This is a genomic window from Natrialba aegyptia DSM 13077 (assembly GCF_000337535.1).
GTDB lineage: Archaea > Halobacteriota > Halobacteria > Halobacteriales > Natrialbaceae > Natrialba > Natrialba aegyptia.
Window position 1 is genome coordinate 46,762 of record NZ_AOIP01000054.1, and the last position, 18,481, is coordinate 65,242.

16 protein-coding genes and 3 pseudogenes are annotated in these 18,481 nt (G+C 53.2%); 10 read left to right on the forward strand and 9 right to left on the reverse strand.

What is annotated here, in order from left to right; translation table 11 throughout:
- Window positions 1–149: 149 nt before the first annotated feature.
- Window positions 150–970 (forward strand): annotated as a pseudogene (locus C480_RS19195) (IS5 family transposase).
- Between the two features lie 48 nt (window positions 971–1,018).
- Here C480_RS19195 and C480_RS19200 read toward each other — a convergent pair.
- Entirely contained in the window at window positions 1,019–1,234 is a 216-nt protein-coding gene (locus C480_RS19200) for a hypothetical protein (RefSeq protein WP_006667313.1), read from the reverse strand.
- Window positions 1,235–1,355: 121 nt separating this feature from the next.
- Between C480_RS19200 and C480_RS19205 the strand changes: the two genes are divergently transcribed.
- On the forward strand, window positions 1,356–1,826 hold the full coding sequence (locus C480_RS19205; protein ID WP_049904026.1) for a GNAT family N-acetyltransferase: 471 nt from the start codon (window positions 1,356–1,358) through the stop codon (window positions 1,824–1,826).
- Window positions 1,827–1,916: 90 nt separating this feature from the next.
- Here C480_RS19205 and C480_RS19210 read toward each other — a convergent pair whose 3' ends face one another.
- Entirely contained in the window at window positions 1,917–2,735 is an 819-nt protein-coding gene (locus tag C480_RS19210) for a transcription initiation factor IIB family protein (RefSeq protein WP_006667315.1), read from the reverse strand.
- A gap of 262 nt (window positions 2,736–2,997) precedes the next feature.
- Here C480_RS19210 and C480_RS19220 point away from each other — a divergent pair, with 262 nt between their 5' ends.
- The 3 genes from C480_RS19220 to C480_RS19230 all read left to right on the forward strand — a co-directional run bounded on the left by C480_RS19220 (window position 2,998) and on the right by C480_RS19230 (window position 5,800).
- Complete coding sequence (locus C480_RS19220; RefSeq protein WP_152424108.1) at window positions 2,998–3,855, forward strand: MBL fold metallo-hydrolase; 858 nt, start codon at window positions 2,998–3,000, stop codon at window positions 3,853–3,855.
- Between the two features lie 234 nt (window positions 3,856–4,089).
- Window positions 4,090–4,494, forward strand: coding sequence for an IS200/IS605 family transposase (gene tnpA, locus C480_RS19225; protein WP_006667317.1), 405 nt, complete (start codon window positions 4,090–4,092; stop codon window positions 4,492–4,494).
- A 4-nt stretch (window positions 4,495–4,498) separates the two neighbouring features.
- Window positions 4,499–5,800, forward strand: coding sequence for an RNA-guided endonuclease InsQ/TnpB family protein (locus tag C480_RS19230; protein WP_006667318.1), 1,302 nt, complete (start codon window positions 4,499–4,501; stop codon window positions 5,798–5,800).
- Between the two features lie 67 nt (window positions 5,801–5,867).
- On the opposite strand, the gene C480_RS19235 is transcribed toward C480_RS19230, so the two are convergent.
- On the reverse strand, window positions 5,868–6,401 hold the full coding sequence (locus C480_RS19235) for an Rrf2 family transcriptional regulator (protein WP_006667319.1): 534 nt from the start codon (window positions 6,399–6,401) through the stop codon (window positions 5,868–5,870).
- 60 nt (window positions 6,402–6,461) lie between these two features.
- A complete protein-coding gene (locus C480_RS19240) occupies window positions 6,462–7,418 on the reverse strand; it encodes a transcription initiation factor IIB (RefSeq protein ID WP_006667320.1) in 957 nt (318 codons plus the stop codon).
- A 274-nt stretch (window positions 7,419–7,692) separates the two neighbouring features.
- Here C480_RS19240 and C480_RS19245 point away from each other — a divergent pair, with 274 nt between their 5' ends.
- Window positions 7,693–9,660, forward strand: a complete 1,968-nt coding sequence (locus tag C480_RS19245; protein WP_006667321.1) for an acetate--CoA ligase — start codon at window positions 7,693–7,695, stop codon at window positions 9,658–9,660.
- Window positions 9,661–9,814: 154 nt separating this feature from the next.
- Here C480_RS19245 and C480_RS19250 read toward each other — a convergent pair whose 3' ends face one another.
- Window positions 9,815–11,644 (reverse strand): multicopper oxidase family protein, encoded by a 1,830-nt coding sequence (locus tag C480_RS19250; protein WP_239640940.1) that lies wholly within the window; start codon window positions 11,642–11,644, stop codon window positions 9,815–9,817.
- 633 nt (window positions 11,645–12,277) lie between these two features.
- On the opposite strand from C480_RS19250, the gene C480_RS19260 reads away from it, so the two are divergent.
- On the forward strand, window positions 12,278–13,078 hold the full coding sequence (locus C480_RS19260; RefSeq protein WP_006667323.1) for an IclR family transcriptional regulator: 801 nt from the start codon (window positions 12,278–12,280) through the stop codon (window positions 13,076–13,078).
- Window positions 13,079–13,424: 346 nt separating this feature from the next.
- Here the strand turns inward: C480_RS19260 and C480_RS19265 are convergent, their stop codons facing one another.
- Both C480_RS19265 and trkA read right to left on the reverse strand, forming a co-directional pair.
- Window positions 13,425–13,706 (reverse strand): hypothetical protein, encoded by a 282-nt coding sequence (locus C480_RS19265; protein ID WP_006667324.1) that lies wholly within the window; start codon window positions 13,704–13,706, stop codon window positions 13,425–13,427.
- A gap of 46 nt (window positions 13,707–13,752) precedes the next feature.
- Window positions 13,753–15,087, reverse strand: a complete 1,335-nt coding sequence (gene trkA / locus C480_RS19270) for a Trk system potassium transporter TrkA (protein WP_006825359.1) — start codon at window positions 15,085–15,087, stop codon at window positions 13,753–13,755.
- Window positions 15,088–15,795: 708 nt separating this feature from the next.
- Here trkA and C480_RS23660 point away from each other — a divergent pair.
- Together C480_RS23660 and C480_RS24615 are read left to right on the forward strand one after the other, a co-directional pair.
- The gene (locus C480_RS23660) at window positions 15,796–15,975 is read left to right on the forward strand and encodes a DUF5786 family protein (protein ID WP_152422665.1); all 180 of its coding nucleotides are present in this window, start codon (window positions 15,796–15,798) and stop codon (window positions 15,973–15,975) included.
- A 60-nt stretch (window positions 15,976–16,035) separates the two neighbouring features.
- Window positions 16,036–16,170 carry a hypothetical protein gene (locus C480_RS24615; protein ID WP_006825360.1) on the forward strand — a complete coding sequence of 45 codons (135 nt, stop codon included), beginning with the start codon at window positions 16,036–16,038 and terminating at the stop codon, window positions 16,168–16,170.
- Window positions 16,171–16,323: 153 nt separating this feature from the next.
- Here C480_RS24615 and C480_RS24820 read toward each other — a convergent pair whose 3' ends face one another.
- Window positions 16,324–16,506 carry a DUF2243 domain-containing protein gene (locus tag C480_RS24820; protein ID WP_204366372.1) on the reverse strand — a complete coding sequence of 61 codons (183 nt, stop codon included), beginning with the start codon at window positions 16,504–16,506 and terminating at the stop codon, window positions 16,324–16,326.
- Between the two features lie 197 nt (window positions 16,507–16,703).
- Window positions 16,704–17,393 (reverse strand): annotated as a pseudogene (locus C480_RS24340) (DUF2270 domain-containing protein); the annotation flags it as partial.
- A 249-nt stretch (window positions 17,394–17,642) separates the two neighbouring features.
- Between C480_RS24340 and C480_RS19285 the strand changes: the two are divergent.
- Window positions 17,643–18,395: pseudogene (locus C480_RS19285) on the forward strand (deoxyhypusine synthase family protein); the annotation flags it as partial.
- Window positions 18,396–18,481: the final 86 nt, after the last annotated feature.

Here is an 18,481-nt window from a genome sequence, read left to right on the forward strand (position 1 = left end):
CTTCATGAACACCAGAGCGTGTCATAGAATCCTTCACAAGTCGTTGTTTCACCAGCGATGTCGGTGAATTGATCGCTATGTAGAGTTATGAACTGAAGGCTCTGTTGAAATCCTTAGTGAGTTACAGGTTCAGTCGGTAGTGTGAGTAGATGCAGACCCTCCCAAAGTCTCGGTTGCTCCGGTTTGTCGAGGAAGCATTTCAGTTACCGCAACGTGCCGTAGCTCGATACTCCTCGAAATTTTCGAAAAACGCTATACGCTCCATCAGCACATCGTTCTCCTCTGTCTCAAAGTTCGGAAGGACACAACGTATCGAACACTCCTCGACGAACTCATCGAAATGCCCCGTATTCGGAGTGCGATCAACCTCACCGAACTTCCTGCGCCGTCAACGCTATGCAAGGCATTCGATAGGCTCGATATGGCCGTTTGGCGGGTGCTTCTCAACCTCTCAGTTTCACTGCTTCCGACAAATGGTGTTGCGGGGATTGACGCTTCGGGCTTCGACCGAAATCACGCCTCGAAGCACTACACGAAACGGACGAAGTTGACGATTCAGCAGCTGAAAGTCACGCTCTTAGTCGATACCAGAGCGAACGCTATCCTCGATCTTCACATTACAACGACTCGAAAACACGATACGCAGATCGCACCATCGCTCATCAATCGCAACGCAGCTGAAGTTGATGTTCTGCTTGGTGACAAAGGATACGACGATCAGCAGATTCGGGGGATGGCCCGCGAAAATTCGATTCGTCCGCTGATCAAACACCGTGAGTTCTCATCACTGCAGAAAGCGTGGAACGCTCGGTTGGATACTGAACTCTATGGCCAACGGAGCCAGAGCGAAACGGTGAACTCTCGACTCAAGTGAAGATACGGTGTGTTCGTCCGTTCACGACGCTGGTGGAAGCAGTTTCGTGAACTCGCCCTTGTGTGTATCGTCCACAATCTTGATCGAGCTACCTAACGATCAGTACAGGTGAAGGAGTGAACAGTATATTCAAAAATGACCGCGTCACGAATCCGGTTCGAGAGCCTGAACGCTTACCGAGATAAAGTAAACGAACATGAACAAGAAGAATCCAACAATGAGCGGAATGAGTCGCTGATCAATGACGGCGAGTTCCAATATTGCCAATACAGCGATCCCGCTTATGAAAACCAGTATCACGAACCCACCAACCGCATAGTAGAACCGGAGATCGGATTCAAAGTATCTTTGGATTCCCATTACGCTCTGTTGGCGACCGGAAACGAAAAGTACAACGAAGTTCGCACAGTCTGTATCTGTAGTTGCCGATCAGGACAGGATGCAACGTTATCATGTTTTATCAGATAGATAGTCGTCACGAATGAGTGAACCGCACATTCGACAAGCAACAGTGGCCGTCGCCGAGCAACTTGCGGAGGTATACCAGAGTGCGTATCAGGAAAATCGTCGGCTAGGACTCCCCAACGAAGCAGAGTCTGCATCAGAGAAGAGGATAGCTGACTTGGTTCGGCAGAACACGGTCTACGTTGCCAAGAAAGATGGCGATGTAATTGGCGGTGTCTGTCTCGAAGACACAGATTCAGACCATGTGAAACTCAGCCGACTCGCCATCCACGAAAACTGGAAAAGAGAGGGCGTCGGAAGACAGTTACTCGACTACGCAGAGGAACAGGCTCGGCACTATGGATACGCTACGATCCGGCTGATCACTCCGGAAGAGCACCCGTATCTCCCGGAGATGTACCGCCAACGTGGGTATGAAGACGTCGAGACAGTCTCGCAGGAGAGCTATGACTTTGAATTTCTCGTGATGGAAAATGCTATCCGATAGGTAAGCACACCCACCTATCGGCTGATTCAGCTGATAAGGTATCGAATTAATGGGGGTTCAACAGAGCTAGTACATAATATTTAGTAGTCATCATGAGAACGGGTGGTCAAAGTCTTTAGAGCGAGCACGGATGGTTGATTCACTCACGCCAGTGAGAGCCGCTAGTTCTGATACGCTGGTTTCGATTTGATATTTGTTCGCAGTATACAACCATGCTCCAGCGAGGATGCCCATGTGACGTTTGCCCTGTGCCCATTTAGCGGTTTGTGCGTGGTGAAGCAGGTCGTCGACGAGCGAGATGGCTTCGGGCGGTGCTGTCGGGTATTGAAGTTTGAACAGGTGGCTTCCGGTTGTGTCGAGTAGGTCGTCACGTCTGTCTCGGAGTGTGGCTGTCGATACGTCGAATTTGTCGGCGATATCGGTCTGGGAGAGGTCGGTGTCGGCAGCTGAACTTGTGATGTAGAGTACAGCTGCCGCGTATGTATATGGAGAGACACCACTGGTGACTCCGGCTTCGGCACCCAAGTCTGCTATTTGTTGTGCACGAGTTTGGATATCATCAGAGAGCGAAAGGTCCTCGCACGCTTCTTCGAGGATCACAGTTGGATCATCATTCGGTATTCCGAGCTCCAGCGTGTCCGAGATGCGTTTCTTTTCGTTGAGAATCTCTGATTTGGTAGCATCGGAAGCGTCGGCAATCCTGGTCACGCGAACCGGAGTCTCTCGCAAGCGACAGGCAATGAGGAAGCATGCTGCAGCCGTACGAGCAGGGGATCGAATCTGCAGTTCTTGCGTCATGACTTCTGAAATGAGGAGTTCCGCGTACTGCTGAATATTCTCGTCCAGAATGAGGGACTGTTGGATCGATGTTAGGTGTTCGAGGACGGCGTTTTGAGGTTCTGTAGGCATATTCTGTATTTAGTCAGCGTCCTGTGAGTTTTGTAATGTGCCGAGGAGCGTTCAAAGTCGATATTTGAGTGTGCTGTATCGGTATCGACCGATAATCGCTTCTAGCGTTTCGACGACGTTATACTCAACGTTACTCTGCCCCGCCAGCCGTACAGACAGGTTGGTAGCCCCATGGTTCTCGAACTGGAATTCGAACGTCGTCTCCTCATATCGTTCGTTCGCTGCACGAACATACAAAGCCGCAGCCGTGCTACGTCCTTCCATGGAAATTACCCTCATCGGGACTGGAAGCCCTGTCCCAATTTCGGCACGTGGCGGCACGAGTCTCGTGATCGACGTTGCAGACGACATGGTGATGATTGACTGCGGGCCCAAGACGGTCTACGGTCTGATGGACGCCGACGTCGATATGGGTGAGATCGAGACGCTGTTTTTCACCCATCATCACATGGATCACAACGCGTCGTTCTTCCACTTCGCCTTCACGAGCTGGACCGAGGCCGGTCGTGGATCGCTCACAGTGTACGGCCCGGACGGTACCGACCGGCTCGTTGATGCGCTGTACGACGTCTACACGGAAGACATCGAGTACCGCAAAGATATCTACCCGACGGACGGCATCTCCGGTATCGAAACCGAACTCGTGACGGATGGATTCAGTCGCCAGATGGACGGCTGGGATATCGACGCATTACCAGTCGAACACTCGATCGAGACGTACGCCTACCGGTTTGAGGAGCACGAAACGGGGTCGTCAATCGTCTTCTCTGGTGACACGCGGAAGATCCCGTCGCTCGCCGAGTTTGCCGAGGATGCAGATATTCTCATTCAGGACTGCAACACCGCTCCAGTCGATGAAGACCGCGTCCCGAACGCGGACGAGCAGTTCGTGTGGCCACAGCACGCAGCAGGGGAAGAAGGACTCGACAGGTCCACGTTGACTGCCAATCACTGCGATGCGACAGACGCCGGTGAGATCGCACAGGACGCTGGCGTGCAGACGCTCGTTCTCACGCACATCATGCCGTACCGTGACCTCGACGCAATGCAACGCGATGCCGAGTCGGTTTTCGACGGCGACGTGGTCGTCGCTGAAGACGGCCTCACACTCACTCCGTAGGCAGCCGATCCAGCTTTGACTGTCTACGGTGGACCAACCGACGACGATCTCCTGGGGTTTAGCTCAATTGGGGCGCTAAGCCCCCTTCCTCAGTGAGCGCCGACCGAACGGGAGGCGCGAGCAGGGAGGGGATACAGCGCCGCACGATTCTCATACACGATTCGGTAGCAGGCCCACAGGCCCACGCAACCGCACCGTTTTTGCAGTAGGATAGCATAGTATTGACCGAACCCAATGGAGTATGACCTCGACTCGGGAGCACACTCGACGTATTCCCTACACTACCACCTGATACTCACCACGAAGTATCGGCGCGGAGTGCTAACCGAGGAGCGAACCCAATTCATCCACGAAGTCATCAGCGGGTTCACGGACAACTACGGTGTCGAACTGACGAACCTCGACGGCAAGGACGACCACGTACACATCCTGTTCCGAGCGAAACCAACCACCGACCTCGTGAAGTTCATAAACACGGTCAAAGGCGCGACCGCCCGCCGTATCCGCAACGAGTACGCGGACGAACTGAAGACCGAACTGTGGGGAGACTCGTTCTGGAACGACTCGTACTGCCTCATCTCGACGGGGCAGGTGTCGCTGGATGTGTTGAAACAGTACGTCGAGAACCAACGCGAGTAGCGCCATGTACTACGCCTACAAGTACCGTCTCAAGCCGTCCGGCACCCACCGCGAGGAGTTGGACCGCCACCGAGACATTTGTAGGCAACTGTACAACCATACGCTCTACCGCCTCAACGAGTACCAAGAGAACCACGGCGAACTGCCGTCCATGACCACCCTGCGGTCGGAGCTTCCCGACCTCAAGAAATGGTGGGACGGCCTTTCGGACGTGTACTCGAAGGTTCTCCAAACCGTCGTGGAACGCCTGTTCGACAACCTCAAAGGACTCTCCAAACTCAAAGAGAACGGCTACGGCGTCGGTCATCTCAAGTGGAAGCCTCCACGGGAGTTCCGCAGTTTCACGTACAGTCAGTCTGGCTTCAAGCTCGACAAGAAGGGTGGTCAGACTGTCCTGTCCCTCTCGAAACTCGCGGACATTCCGATTCGACTCCACCGCGCCATCCCCGATGACGCGACACTCAAGCAGGTCACGGTCAAAAAGGAACCGACGGGCGAGTGGTTCGCCACGTTCGGCGTCGAAATGGACCGTGAACCGCCTGCACCGCCCGAAAATCCTGAAAAGTGCGTCGGCATCGACGTGGGGATTCTCAAGTACGCCCACGACACCGACGGCACGGCGGTCGGGTCGCTCGACCTCTCCGACGAACGGGAGCGACTGGAACGCGAGCAACGGAAGCTCTCGCGGAAGCAACATGGGTCTGCCAACTACGAGAAGCAACGGCGTCGAGTCGCGGAGTGTCACGCGAATCTCAAGCGAAAGCGCCGCGACTTCTTGCACAAACTCTCGAACTACTACGTACGGGAGTACGACCTCGTGGCGGTCGAAGACCTGAACGTGAAGGGGATGATGGAATCGCCGCCGAACAGTCGCAACACGGCGTCGGCGGCGTGGCGAACGTTCCTCACGCTGCTCGAATACAAGTGCGACCGCGAAGGGACGCACTTCGTCGCGGTCAACCCGAGAGGGACGACAAAAGAGTGCGCGGCGTGCGGCGTCTCGACGGAGAAGCCGCTGTGGGTCCGTGAACATTCCTGTCCTGCCTGCGGTTTCGAGGCGGACAGGGACGCGAACGCGGCGTGGAACATTCTTTCTCGCGGCCTCGAAGACGTAGGAGTGGGATACTCCGAATCAACGTCCTCAGAATCGCAGGGCGATTCTGATGGGCTGCGAAAATCACTGCGTGATTTTCGAACGCCTGTGGAGACTGCACTCCCTGTGGATACGCCTGTATCTGCAAAGCGCGTCCTGGAAGCAGGAAGCCCTATCCTCAAGGATCGAACGGCGTCAGCCGTGAGCGAGTAGGGTAGGGTAGTTCACAATGTGGATTTGAATGAGTAGGGAATGAACGAGACACCGGCGATGTGTGTGGTCAGTGTTCGGGTTTTTCGGCTGGAGCAATCATATCTTCAATTCTGAGGATGAGAATGTTGTTCGTATCGTCCTTACCGTCGACGCGTCCATCAATGACGAGCTTCGAGAGAGGGGTTGGGCCGACGGTGATTGGATCGTCCTCATCGACGTCACTGATGGTTCCCTGCAGGTGAATCTCCGCGCGACAGAGTTCGGGATGGTGGACGCTCGAGAGGTTAATTTCCTCGACAACGACGTCCTCGACCAGGTCCCCCTCGTGCTCGAGGGCGACAGTGACTGGGTCGTCCAACTGCTGGATATCGAGTGCTTGGTAGGCTGTAGCGGTCGGTTTGTAGCCGCCCTTTGGCCCGGGAACGCCCTCTACCAGTTGGAGCGCTTTGAGACTCTGCATCTGGTTGCGTATTGTTCCCGGGTTCCGGTCAACTTGCTCGGCGATGTCTTCGCCCTTGATGGCGCCCTCGGACTCCTTGTGGAGGTTCGTTAGTGCGCGGAGAATCTTTTTCTGGCTCGGAGTGAGCTCAATGGACGACATGGTAAATTGTTCGTAATTGTATGCCTTAAGCCCGGCGGGTGAGCACCTTCGGAAGTACAATTAATGTATGCCAAGCATCTCGATTTGCTCCTGATACCGGTTACGAATTGTAACTTCGGTGACTTGGGCGACATCTGCTACTTCTTTCTGGGTCCGTTTCTCGTTGCAAAGCAAGGCGGCAGCGTAAATAGCGGCAGCAGCGAATCCCGATGGACCTCTCCCAGAGAGTAATGGATCAGCGGTCTCTTCGATGATTTCATTGGCCTTAGCTTCGACTTCCTGTGGGAGGTTCAGTTTTGAGCTAAAGCGAGGTACGTATTGCTTCGGATCGATAGGGAGCAGTTCAAGACCGAGCTCGTTCGAGATGTATCGGTAGGTACGGCTTACCTCTATTCGTTCGATACGCGAAACCTCTGTGATCTCTTCCAATGAGCGCGGAATACCTTCTTGCCGACAGCCAGCATACAGTGCAGCTGTGGCAACGCCCTCAATTGATCGTCCACGAATGAGATCTTCCTGAAGCGCTCGCCGGTAAATCATACTTGTTACCTCACGAACCGATCGTGGGACACCCAGTGCCGAGGCCATCCGGTCGATCTCGCTGAGCGCGAACTGAAGATTCCGCTCACCGGCGTCTTTCGTCCGGATACGGCTCTGCCATTTCCGTAACCGGTTCATCTGCGAACGCTTCTTCGAGGAAATCGAGCGGCCGTATGCATCCTTATCCTTCCAGTCGATTTGGGTGGTGAGCCCCTTATCGTGCATTGTCTGAGTAGTTGGGGCACCGACGCGCGACTTCTCCTGTCGTTCTTTGTGATTAAATGCACGCCACTCTGGCCCCGAATCAACCATTGCTTCCTCAATCACTAGACCGCACTCCTCACAAATTCGCTCACCTTGGTCAGAGTGTCGGACTACGTTACTCGATCCACACTCTGAACATGTAGAGATAGTTGCATCGGACTCGGTTTGCCCCGTTTCCTGCTCGTCGTCCCTGAGCCGAACAGACCATACCATTGTTATTTATTAGTGGAGATGCAGGAGTATAAAGTTTGAATCTCGAGATAACACACCATTCATTTCTATAATTCAAAACCTAAAATTAGATTGTTCCTACTTGATAGCATACCCAAACGTGTCAGTAGGACCAGCAGTGTGGCCTTACGAAGAACTCCAGCAGGTGATCTGCGACCACGGAGTGATCTAGTATTCCTTTCCCGATTTTTAAACCACAGTACTATGCGGAAACAAACAGAATCTACAGGAAGATGGGCGTCGAAGGGACGAATCTATGACCGAAGAGAGACCGGCGTATCTATCCCTCAAAAACCGAACGGTTCGACGCCGGACTCCACAAGCGTTCGATCGCAACGGAACTGCAACGGAGCCAGCCGATGGCGATTGCTCCGATCACGAGTGGCCGGCGTGCTGGGACGCCGCTGCATCGTTGCTCGAGTGGAGCGAACCTTACGAGCGCATCGTCGACACGGAAAATGCGCCGTTCTACCGATGGTTCGTTGGTGGGCGCTTGAACGCCGCAGAAAACTGCATCGATCGCCATCTCGAGGAGCGGAAGAATCAGGTCGCATTGCGGTGGGAAGGGAAACGTGGCGAGCGTCGAACCTATACGTACTACGATCTCTATCGCGAGGTGTCAGCTGTCGCAGCCGCGCTCCGCGAACTCGGCGTCGAAGAGGACGATGTCGTCACGATCTACCTGCCGAAACTCCCCGAGTTACCGATCACGATGCTCGCCTGTGCTCGTATCGGCGCGCTCCATAACGTCGTTTTCTCGGGGTTCGCCCCCAACGCGCTCGCTGAACGGATGCAACGTGTCGACTCACGCGCGCTCGTCACATGCGACGGTAGCTTCCGTGAGGAGACCGTGATCGATCAGAAGCGGAAAGCCGATACGGCACTGGCATCGATCGAGGAATCGCTCCCGACAATCGTCGTCGATCGACTCGGTTCGAGTCACGATATGCACCTCGGTGGGAACCAATACGACTATGACGATCTCGTCGAGGCGTTTGCCGGGGCGAACGTGTCCCCAGTTCCGCGGGAGGCAACCGACCCGCTCTTTCACATCCACACGTCAGGAACGACCGGCGAACCGCAACGGATGACTCACGCGACCGGGGGCTACCTCACAGGTGTCGCGTGGACGGCCCAGACCGTATTCGACCTCGCGCCGGGGACCACGATCTGGTGTACGGCCGATGCTGGATGGATTACCGGTCACTCCTACGTCGTCTACGGGCCACTGCTCTCGGGTGCGACGGTCGTCCTCGCAGAGGGAAGTCTCCGCTATCCGGACCGCCACCGTCCGTGGGAGGTGATCGAACGGAACGGTGTGGAGGTCTTCTATACGACGCCGGGAGTAATCCGGACGTTCATGAAGTGGGGTGAGTCGTTTCCCTCGTCCTACGACCTTTCGTCGTTGCGCCTACTCGGTAGCGTCGGTGAGCCGATCAGTCCGGACACCTGGGAGTGGTACTACACCCACGTCGGCGAGGAACGGTGCCCAATCGTCGACACGTGGTGGCAGACTGAAACTGGATGCGTCCTCATCTCGGTCCGTCCTGGGGTCGACGAGTTAAAGCCCGGTTCAGTCGGTCCTCCATTACCCGGAATCGAAATCCAGATCGTCGACGAAGACGGCCGCGAGCTCCCGCCGGGCGAACCCGGCTATCTGACGATTGACCGTCCCTGGCCGTCGATGCTTGTTCCGCTCGAGGGAGACCGGTACTGGGTTCTCGCAGAATATTGGCAGGCGTTTTCGAACCCACGGGCGGATTCCTGGCGGTACTTCACCGGCGACCGTGCCGTCGTCGACGACAACGGATACGTGACGATCATCGGCCGCGACGATGACGTTATTACGATCGGCAACCGACGCATCGGAACAGCCGAACTCGAGGCTGCAATAACGACCGTTGACGGCGTTACCGAAGCCGCTGCCGGCGCTGAGCGTACCATTGGTGAGACCGCTCTTTGCGTCTTCGCGACGCTTGAGCAAGGACAGCAGGATCGGACCGCCATCCGGAATGCGGTTGCGGATGCGGTCGCCGAACACGTCGGCGAATTTGCACGACCAACGAGTGTCGTATTCACACCCGAACTACCCGAAACCTACTCCGGAAAGACGATGTACCGACTCCTCGAGTGCATCGTCAACGACCGACCGCCCACGGACAGTGACACTCTCAGAAATCCAGAAATCGTCGGTGAGCTTACGACGATTTGGAATCAGGAGTGAGTAGGATGAGAGTGTTCCCGATTACGTTGTCTCGTCCACTGGTGATGGGGTATCTTTGCGGCCTCGAGTCTCTGCTGGCTGTTCGATTCTGTAGGTAACGATGAGAGGCGTTCGTGTCGCCTCCTTCGTCTATTCGTGGTCGATGCCTTGTGTCCTATTTAGTATGAGTCTCACCATCGTCTGTGCGTGGACGGACCTCTAGCGGGCGCATCATATCGTGATCTTCGTGTTCGATCATATGGCAATGCCACATATACGTGCCTGTCTGATCGTTGAATATCCCATCGTACTCTCCGAAGTGGACAATGACGTGGACGACTTCAGCGGGGTTCACAGTGACCACATCATTCCACCCGCGTTCATACGGTGCAGGTTCCTCGAGCGCGCCCGGGTTGATCTCGTCTTCAGCCGGATCGTAATCCCCGAGCGACTGTCGCCCCAGCACTTGGAAATGCACGAGGTGGAGATGCATCGGATGGGACATTGCACTCAGGTTGGCGAAACTCCAGATCTCGGTATCACCGAGCGCGGGTTCTTCGGTCACCGGATCGTCGAGTTCGAGACCATCCGGCTCCTGACCCGTTCCGAGCAAGTATAGCTGTCGGCCGTAGTCATCGGTTGCGCTACCGTTGAGCGTAAGATACCGCTCATTGTCGACTGACTCCACAGAGATTTCAGGAATCTGCGTCAGATTATCGGGGAGTTGATCGTTGTCTCGTGTGTCTCCCGTGCCACCCACGTCTACAAGCATGATCTCGGGAAGCGAGACGATGTCGTCATCGGTTGAACTCATCTCACCGCGGTACTGAGCGGGTGCGTCATTGTGGAGCAGCAGTGTCTCTCCAGCATACTTGGTAAAGTCGACGACGACATCGGCACGCTGACTCGAGCCGAGTTCAAGGCGATCGTCAATCTTGATTGGACTAGAAAGGAGTCCCCCATCGTTCCCGATCTGGACGAACGGTGGTCCTTCGTTGCCGATCTCATTCGACGACTCATCGTACTGGAGAAGTTTGAGGCTATAAAAGCGGCTGTTTGCGCCATTGAGGAGCCGAAAGCGATACGATCTAGGTTCGACAGAGAGCCGAGGCCAAGCCTTCCCGTTGACGACCGACGTATCGCCGTAGAACTGCGGAACGATACCCGGGTCGGGATACGACTCGTCTCCGCCGCCTTGCTCGTCTGAGACGGCCGTTGGATAGAACAGCGACCCGTCCTCGTTAAAACTCCGATCTTGGAGTACGAGCGGAATCTCGTACTCGCCGTCGGGCAGGTCAAGGTTCCGTTCGCGTTCGTTCCGCAGGAGGTAGAATCCTGCGAGACCGGCATAGACGTTGAGTCGCGTGATGCCGAGCGAGTGGTCGTGGTACCACAGCGTCGCCGGTGGCTGCTCATTTACGTAATAGTAGTCTTTCTTCTCGAACGCAGGTCCTGTCTCTTGGAAATCTCGAGTAAACCACGCCTGCGCGTGGCCATCACTTTCGGCTTCGACGTTCCCTCCATGAAGATGTGTGACAATCCGTACACCAGTTGTGTCATACGGAACGATGTCGCTGTGAATCGTCGGGTCTTCGGGCAGGAGGTGTTCGTCTGGGAGTTTGTTCTTCCACCGAACAGAGATCGGCTCGCCTTGCTCAGCCTCGATTGTTGGGCCCGGGTATTGACCGTTGTACCCCCAGACAGTCGTCGCTGGAAGATCACGATGTATCTTCTGCTCGACTTCGCGTATCTCAACCTCGTAATGAGGTTGTCCGTTCTTCGTTCCAGACGAGTCCATGACGTCTGGTCGAGGAACCTTGTCGACCCATCTCTCGAGGTCGGGCGACGAATGGTCCACTATCGTCGTCGGTTTCGTTTCGGAAGTTTGTGGATCCGTACTGTCCGTATTACAGCCTGCGAGAGCCGAAATGCTCGCGGTACCAGTTGCCGCGAGTACCCTACGGCGCGATAACTCCGGCCGGAATCCGCCAGCGTAATCATTCATAGTACATGTAACCGTATGAGCCCACCGTATATTCGGGATCAGCCAATTCCTATCGAGTCAGAATCCGAGGAAGGTACATCACTGGAAGCGGCCTATCGCGTCTGACCATCGTTCCCGAAACATGGAATGAGACATGCGAATCGATCCGGAGCCGATGTGGCTGGAGGATACAGCTACACCAACATCATTATGGTTCATCCGGAACAAACTACCTAGGTACATCGCGGTAGATGTGTCCGCTAGAGATACCTTGATCACTATGAACGAAGTTCCTCCCCGGTTACAGACGTTCGATATTGCGGAAACGAACGACGTAGTTCGAGAGTATCTGAAAACCGAGTGTCTGGAACATCCCACGAGAGGGCCCTACATAAAATCACGAGTACTGTATGAGGGTGTCGAAGACGAAATTGATGACCGGTTCTCCTTGGAACTATTCGGGTTATTCTGTGAAAGCCGAGCGTACCTTGAGAAGTGGTCAAGAGGATACAACGGATCGTATCGGTATCGAATCTTAAGAGAGCACCTCTACTAACGGTGCGTTGCATACGAGTTTCCGATAGGGACGACGGTAGGTACTTAATAGTTCGACTAGGGAGAATCTTTATGCTAACCCAACTGGTATGAAGAGCTATGACCAAACAGACGGCGAAAACGACGAAACGATCACTGGTCGTAATCGATACGATTCAGAAATTGGGCGGTGCAACACTCGAGGAATTGACTGGTGAATTGAAGATTTCGAGAAGTACGATTCACCTCCACCTCCAGACTCTTCTCGAAGAAGGGTATCTCACGAAAGAGGGTGCGGTATATCACATCGGGTTGCGGTTCCTCAATCACGGCGAGTATGCCCGCTCACGCAAGAAGGCGTACACGTTGGCGAAACAGGCTGTAACAGAACTTTCCGATCGAACCGATGAAGAGGTCGAATTCGTCGTCGAGAACGATAATCGCGGCATTCTCGTCCACGAATCCTTTCATCCGGACAGTCACTTTCCATCCAAGGAACGACATATCTCTACCGCGCCTAGCTCTGCTGGGATCTACTATTATCTCCACAGCGTTGCAACCGGTAAAGCGATTCTCGCCGAATTACCCGACGAGCGCGTCGAAGCGGTCTTGAACGACTGGGGGCTCCCCAGACAGACGGCACACACAATCACAGACCGGGACGATCTTTTGCAGGAATTCGAGCAGATTCGCGATCAAGGCGTTGCATTCGCGGACGAAGAGTACGTCGATGGTCTTAGAGAAGTTGGGCGGCGCGTGACAGGTCCCGATGGGAGTGTTCTCGGTGCGATTGCCATTATCGGCCCGAAGTATCGATTCACGGACGAACGGTACACTACCGAGCTGCCGGAGATACTGACGGAATATGTCAACGACCTCGAGACCGAAATCAGAGATTCGTACTTAGACGATTATCGCTAAGTAATCAGATCGCTCACGAGTTTCGGCGAATAGTCCGAATATACTAAGCAATTATATGGTTCCTATTTTTGGAACGAAGTTGTGGACATCCATTACACGCGTGTGCATATAATCCACTTGAAGATGATTTCGAAACTGCACGACACATCGTCAACATATTCGGAAAATAGGATTGCTGTATACTATCGAACATGAACATTGAGTTCTAGGAGAATCGCCGACCGTCGTCAACAGTGCTGATGGCAGCTAGGTTGGGAGGGACCAACTAAAATAAGAATTTCATCACACATTGAATAAAAGAGCCGTAATGAACGGGTCCACAGTACGATACCTAGCGAACAGGCGGTTACGATCCGTCCCTGTTGACTTCAACTACCGTCCCGATCATCGTCCATTCCGATTCGTCTACTCCCTTTCGTCCGACCAGAATTGATTCGTTATCCGTGCTCGTGATGAATCGATAATCCGCATCATCGTCCTTACGAATACCCTCTGCCTGAAATTCCTGCTGAAAGAACTCGGCCCCTGTAATATGAAATACGGCCGTCGTTCCGTCGTTAAGCGTAAGCTCGACGGGTTCGGGACTGATCTGGTGTATTCGCTTCGCGATCGGGTTGAGGTCTGCCATACCTGCGTACTAGCGGTCGCAGCCTATAAGTCGTGCTGATCTCGCGTTAGATCACTTCGGTGACGTTATCGAGTACATCCGTATCTACGAACAGAATGACGTGATCCCCCGGTCTGATTACGGTCGTTCCTCGAGGCGTCACGAGTTCACCAGTTCGAGCGATCGCTCCGATAATAACTCCATCCGGGAGGTTCGCCGTAGAATCCCTGATTTCACGATCTGCGAGAATACTTTCTTCTGTAACTACGATCTCGATCACTTCCGCGCGATCGTGGTCGAGCAGTACGATCTTTTCAGTTGGGATCAGTCGGGTGAATCGAATGATCTCTTCGGCGGTTTCTTCGCGCGGATTCACGGTCACATCGACGCCAGTGGTCTCGAATAATTCGGTGTACTCGGTATCCTCGACGATAGCGACGGTTTCACCGACACCAAACTGGCGGGCTACTAACGATACGAGTAAGTTCCGTTCATCGTGCGGCAATGCAGCGATGACGATATCGGTGTCTCCGATATGTTCGCGCTCCAGAAATCCAGCGTCTGCAGGGTCTCCCTTAAGTACTGTCGTACGTGGAAGCGCTTCGGCCGCGGTTCGGGCGAGATCGGGATCAGGTTCGATTACTCGAGGATGATAGCCATGCTCTTCGAACAGTTGGGCTATTCGAAAGCCAATCTCGCTCGCTCCAGCGATAACAACCTCGTCGGTCGGACTTCGCGATGACAGCGAAATACGGTTCGCGACGTTCGTAACGCCGCTAGCGCTTCCGATGACTACGATTCGATCGGTGGATTCTATTATAGTTTCACCAGTCGGAAGTATCAACTCATCGTTGCGAAAGATCGCCGCGACTGTTACCGATTCATCCAGATCGATCTCGCGCACGGTTCGATCGATGAACGGACTCTCCGGGTCGATTTCGAATGTAGCCATTCGGACGAGACCGTTCGCGAACGTATCGACCTCCTGTGCAGCAGGGAGTCCAGAAATCCGAAACACTGCTTCGGACGTCAACAAGTTCGTGCAAATCATGAAATCGGCACCGAACGCATCCTGACGGTCATTCCACGTTTTGAAGAGCGTTCGGTGCCTCACTCGGGCAACCGTGAATGCATTAGAGATCGTCGTTACGGTCGCACAGATAACGGTATTGACGTCGTCATCGTCGGTACACGCGATTACGAGATCTGCTTGATTAATTTCGGCCTCTCGTAGTGTTTCAATATCTCGGCCGTCTCCGTGGATAACGAGTACATCATACGCGTACGTGAGTTCCTCAATGATCTGCTCATCACAATCAACAACAACTACCTCGTGAAGGTCTGCGAGCGTTGCAGCGATCGTTCGTCCGACCTCACCAGCTCCGATAACCGTTATACGCATCGAACTCTCATTCAACGGGTAATCGAGGCTTGGCTTGAAAGTGACATCAGTAATCGTCATTGATCTCTGTGGACCATCCGATAGACTAATCGACGAGGCCGTAGTCGCTTTGTCCCGGATGTGTCCATAAATAGTACCCATTGACCAATATAAGTTCCGTTCATGACTGATGCAGTCCTCGGCCGGACCCAAATCACAGAGCAACGACGATTGAATTGATTACTATTAGTTCATCATCGTTTCTGTGATCAGTGGTGAAAGATAAGGTCAAGGACAGAAACGGGCTCTCATTCGGAGTATATCTCGTCTAATAGTTTGCTTACCAGTCAGTTGTGTGAATTGAGTGGTCGATTCACCCGATTGAATGTAACTCTCTACTCAAGAGTATAACAGAATAGTCCAGTATATATGGACTATTATTAGGCTATTATGTACGGAAAGAATTCTCAGGCTGACTCTTCAAATGACCGTTGGACTTATTTCTTCTATATTACTATTATTAAATATATGGAATAAAGCTCAGGAGGTGGACTGTTACAGACGTACGTTTGTATAAGCCTATAGATGGAATCGAACGCAAAACGATCGTAATCCTATTATATTGGACTAATAAGTACGGAGCCAGTAGGTCTCGTTATGGCATCTATATCGCTATTCTGTAGGTAACCAATACCTTGACTACGACTCCTCCCGAATATTTGGACTCACATGGGAATGGGTGACTATGACCAGCGTGAGTACGAGCGTCGCGAACAAACAATCTCTGAGATCGGATCCGAGTCGGACGACCAGCCGGACGAGTACCGAGGGAAACTAACGTTCGACGAGGGCAGTTCAACCGGTGAACTCCTCGAAAACCTCCGGAAAATCAAGTCGAACGAATTGTGATAGAGCTCGAGAACAAACCAAACCAAACGATTTATCTCAATCTGATGGGTACTACTGCATATGGGGCTTGACGAAATCCTTAACGGCAACCACCTCACAGGCCGGCAAGCCGCGATGATCTTCTTCGGATGGTTAACATTGGTGTTAATAGCTGGGATTACTCTCCTACTGATCACGAGTGGATCCATTGGATAGATGATCGCATTTGAACAAGTACTATGAGACGCATCGCTTTCCACTCTCTTCGAACCGTACCGTTCGACGAGAATCCTGGAGGTGTTCGGTCCCACCAGTAGATGAACCGACATTCACGCAGTAATCCGCTCTCCAAACACCAATGAGATGTGATCAAATACATGAATGCCCTAGGTAGTTGAACCGACTTGATCGATGCATCTGCTGAGTACTCGGATCAGTCTGGGCCGATATCATGTGGTGCCACTGGAGAATCTGATAAGGGACGATACCGTCGAAGAAGTCGCCTAGGCCTAATCCAAGAAAAATGCAGTTTGGACGAACGGTTTGGCGCATTGTGGAAGGCCGAGCCACTCGTCCTCGATGTCGCTCATAATATGACCCGCCACCAACAGGAAGAATGTGTAGTCTGAAGCAGAAAACATCGGATTACAGGCAACGTGTCGAGCAAACCGCTGTTCTTCCTCACAGATAATTTTGAGTAGAATATCACGGACAGTATAAAGATGAATGGGCCAGTTACCGGTATTTCCAATAGATCGTTCGTAAAGTTCATCCTCCGCCCGCCATGTTCGTGGTCGCACGGCTATGATTACTGCGCTGAAATATAGTACGGCAAGCATAGCCGCTACAAAGTACCCGAGTATGATCCCTATAGCAGCGCTTGTGGGCCACGGCGTTGACGTGAAGGTCAGAACGTGGATCAACCATGAACCTAACATGACTGTGAAAAGTAGTAAGTAAATTCGTCGTAAACGATGTGCGATCGCTTCTTCTCTGATGATTTTAACTATAGGATGGCGGTAATCTTAACTCAACTACTTTCGCCATACTGGATCTTCAATTCCCGCTGAGGGGTCTAATCCGTATGTAAAGACGTTTTTCTGCCTCATACGAACTCGTCCTCGCCATAGATCATATCCGAGATAGCGCTGGGCCTCCATCAGTAAGAAAGCGCACAGTGCGGCCATTCCTAACAGAAGAATGTAATGGAGACGGTTGGAACCGGAAAATGCCCACGTGAGGACGCCGCTCATGACGAGTATGGCCCGATTCGACGTCCGATCGAGGCGTTCTCGCCAGTACTTTATCCAGTGGATCTCGCCTTGATATAAGTGTGCCATCGACGAGCTGGGGGACATCTCTTCCTCTAACAGCCCTTCACCGATTTCGCGGTGATCAGCGTCAGTTAGATCAATGTCTTTTGCTGATTGTTGAGCCATTCTCGATGTATCTGTTCGGCAGCGAAACTAATAGAGGTAAAGCCAGCAAGTGAGCGACGGATACAGATCCCGTACAAGTTGAGCGGTGCTTATGGTCAATGTGTTCGTGTAGTGAGCGGTACTTCCACGAGCGAACACATCAAAAAATATATTTTTAATAGAGCAATCCGTTCATAATAGATACGGTCGTATCGGGAACGAGCAATCTATCTCGAGACATTCAAACCAGTCGTCGCGCTACGGAATCGTGTGAAGGAAGACGAATCGTACGAGCATGTTATTCTTGGCAGTGACGATGAACTAACCACGGCGGACGTCCGCGGATACGATTTTCGCGGGGAGTTCGACTTTCACGATCTCATCGAGTCTTACGAAACGACAGGGTTTCAAGCGACGCACCTCGCTGAGGCCGTCGATATCGCCGAGCGAATGCAAGAAGAGAAAGCGACGATCTATCTCACGTTCACCTCGAATATTATCTCCTCGGGATTGCGTGAAGTAGTTGCATATCTGGTCCGTGAAGGGTATGTCGACGTACTCATCACCACGTCTGGGGCGTTGACGGAGGACGTCATCAAGACCGCAAAGCCGTTCAAGATGGGGAAGTGGAACGCCAACGAGGCGACGCTCCGCGACCGCGGCATCAATCGGCTCGGGAATATTTTTGTTCCGTCTGATCGATACGTGTGGCTGGAGGAGTACCTGTACGACTTCTTTGATGACTTTTTCGCAAACGAAAAAGTGCGCACGCCGACAGCCTTCGCACGAGAACTAGGTGAGACGCTTGACGACGAAGATTCCGTCTTGAAACAGGCCGCGGACAACGACGTCCCCATCTACTGTCCGGCACTGACGGACGCCGAAGTCGGTAACTTTCTCTATTATTACCGCCAAGGATATGATTCGGAAGTCGGGATCGAAATTCTGGACGACTATGACTCGCTCATCGAGGACGGGTTACTCGCGGATACAACGGGACTGATCACCGTTGGTGGCGGCATGAGGGCGTCATAGAACAGTTACCATACCAGAGAGCAGGGTGAACACTGAGGTAGATGTGTTCAGCGACCCTGCGAGATGCTCCTTCG

What these genes read in the sequence shown, in the direction of transcription:
- C480_RS19240 (WP_006667320.1), bottom strand. Translation starts at nt 7,418, where the DNA reads ATGGTATGGTCTGTTCGGCTCAGGGACGACGAGCAGGAAACGGGGCAA.
- C480_RS19235 (WP_006667319.1), bottom strand. Translation starts at nt 6,401, where the DNA reads ATGTCGTCCATTGAGCTCACTCCGAGCCAGAAAAAGATTCTCCGCGCA.
- C480_RS19230 (WP_006667318.1), top strand. Translation starts at nt 4,499, where the DNA reads ATGTACTACGCCTACAAGTACCGTCTCAAGCCGTCCGGCACCCACCGC.
- tnpA (WP_006667317.1), top strand. Translation starts at nt 4,090, where the DNA reads ATGGAGTATGACCTCGACTCGGGAGCACACTCGACGTATTCCCTACAC.
- C480_RS19260 (WP_006667323.1), top strand. Translation starts at nt 12,278, where the DNA reads ATGACCAAACAGACGGCGAAAACGACGAAACGATCACTGGTCGTAATC.
- C480_RS19210 (WP_006667315.1), bottom strand. Translation starts at nt 2,735, where the DNA reads ATGCCTACAGAACCTCAAAACGCCGTCCTCGAACACCTAACATCGATC.
- trkA (WP_006825359.1), bottom strand. Translation starts at nt 15,087, where the DNA reads ATGCGTATAACGGTTATCGGAGCTGGTGAGGTCGGACGAACGATCGCT.
- C480_RS19200 (WP_006667313.1), bottom strand. Translation starts at nt 1,234, where the DNA reads ATGGGAATCCAAAGATACTTTGAATCCGATCTCCGGTTCTACTATGCG.
- C480_RS19205 (WP_049904026.1), top strand. Translation starts at nt 1,356, where the DNA reads ATGAGTGAACCGCACATTCGACAAGCAACAGTGGCCGTCGCCGAGCAA.
- C480_RS19220 (WP_152424108.1), top strand. Translation starts at nt 2,998, where the DNA reads ATGGAAATTACCCTCATCGGGACTGGAAGCCCTGTCCCAATTTCGGCA.
- C480_RS23660 (WP_152422665.1), top strand. Translation starts at nt 15,796, where the DNA reads ATGGGAATGGGTGACTATGACCAGCGTGAGTACGAGCGTCGCGAACAA.
- C480_RS24820 (WP_204366372.1), bottom strand. Translation starts at nt 16,506, where the DNA reads ATGCGCCAAACCGTTCGTCCAAACTGCATTTTTCTTGGATTAGGCCTA.
- C480_RS24615 (WP_006825360.1), top strand. Translation starts at nt 16,036, where the DNA reads ATGGGGCTTGACGAAATCCTTAACGGCAACCACCTCACAGGCCGGCAA.
- C480_RS19250 (WP_239640940.1), bottom strand. Translation starts at nt 11,644, where the DNA reads ATGAATGATTACGCTGGCGGATTCCGGCCGGAGTTATCGCGCCGTAGG.
- C480_RS19245 (WP_006667321.1), top strand. Translation starts at nt 7,693, where the DNA reads ATGACCGAAGAGAGACCGGCGTATCTATCCCTCAAAAACCGAACGGTT.
- C480_RS19265 (WP_006667324.1), bottom strand. Translation starts at nt 13,706, where the DNA reads ATGGCAGACCTCAACCCGATCGCGAAGCGAATACACCAGATCAGTCCC.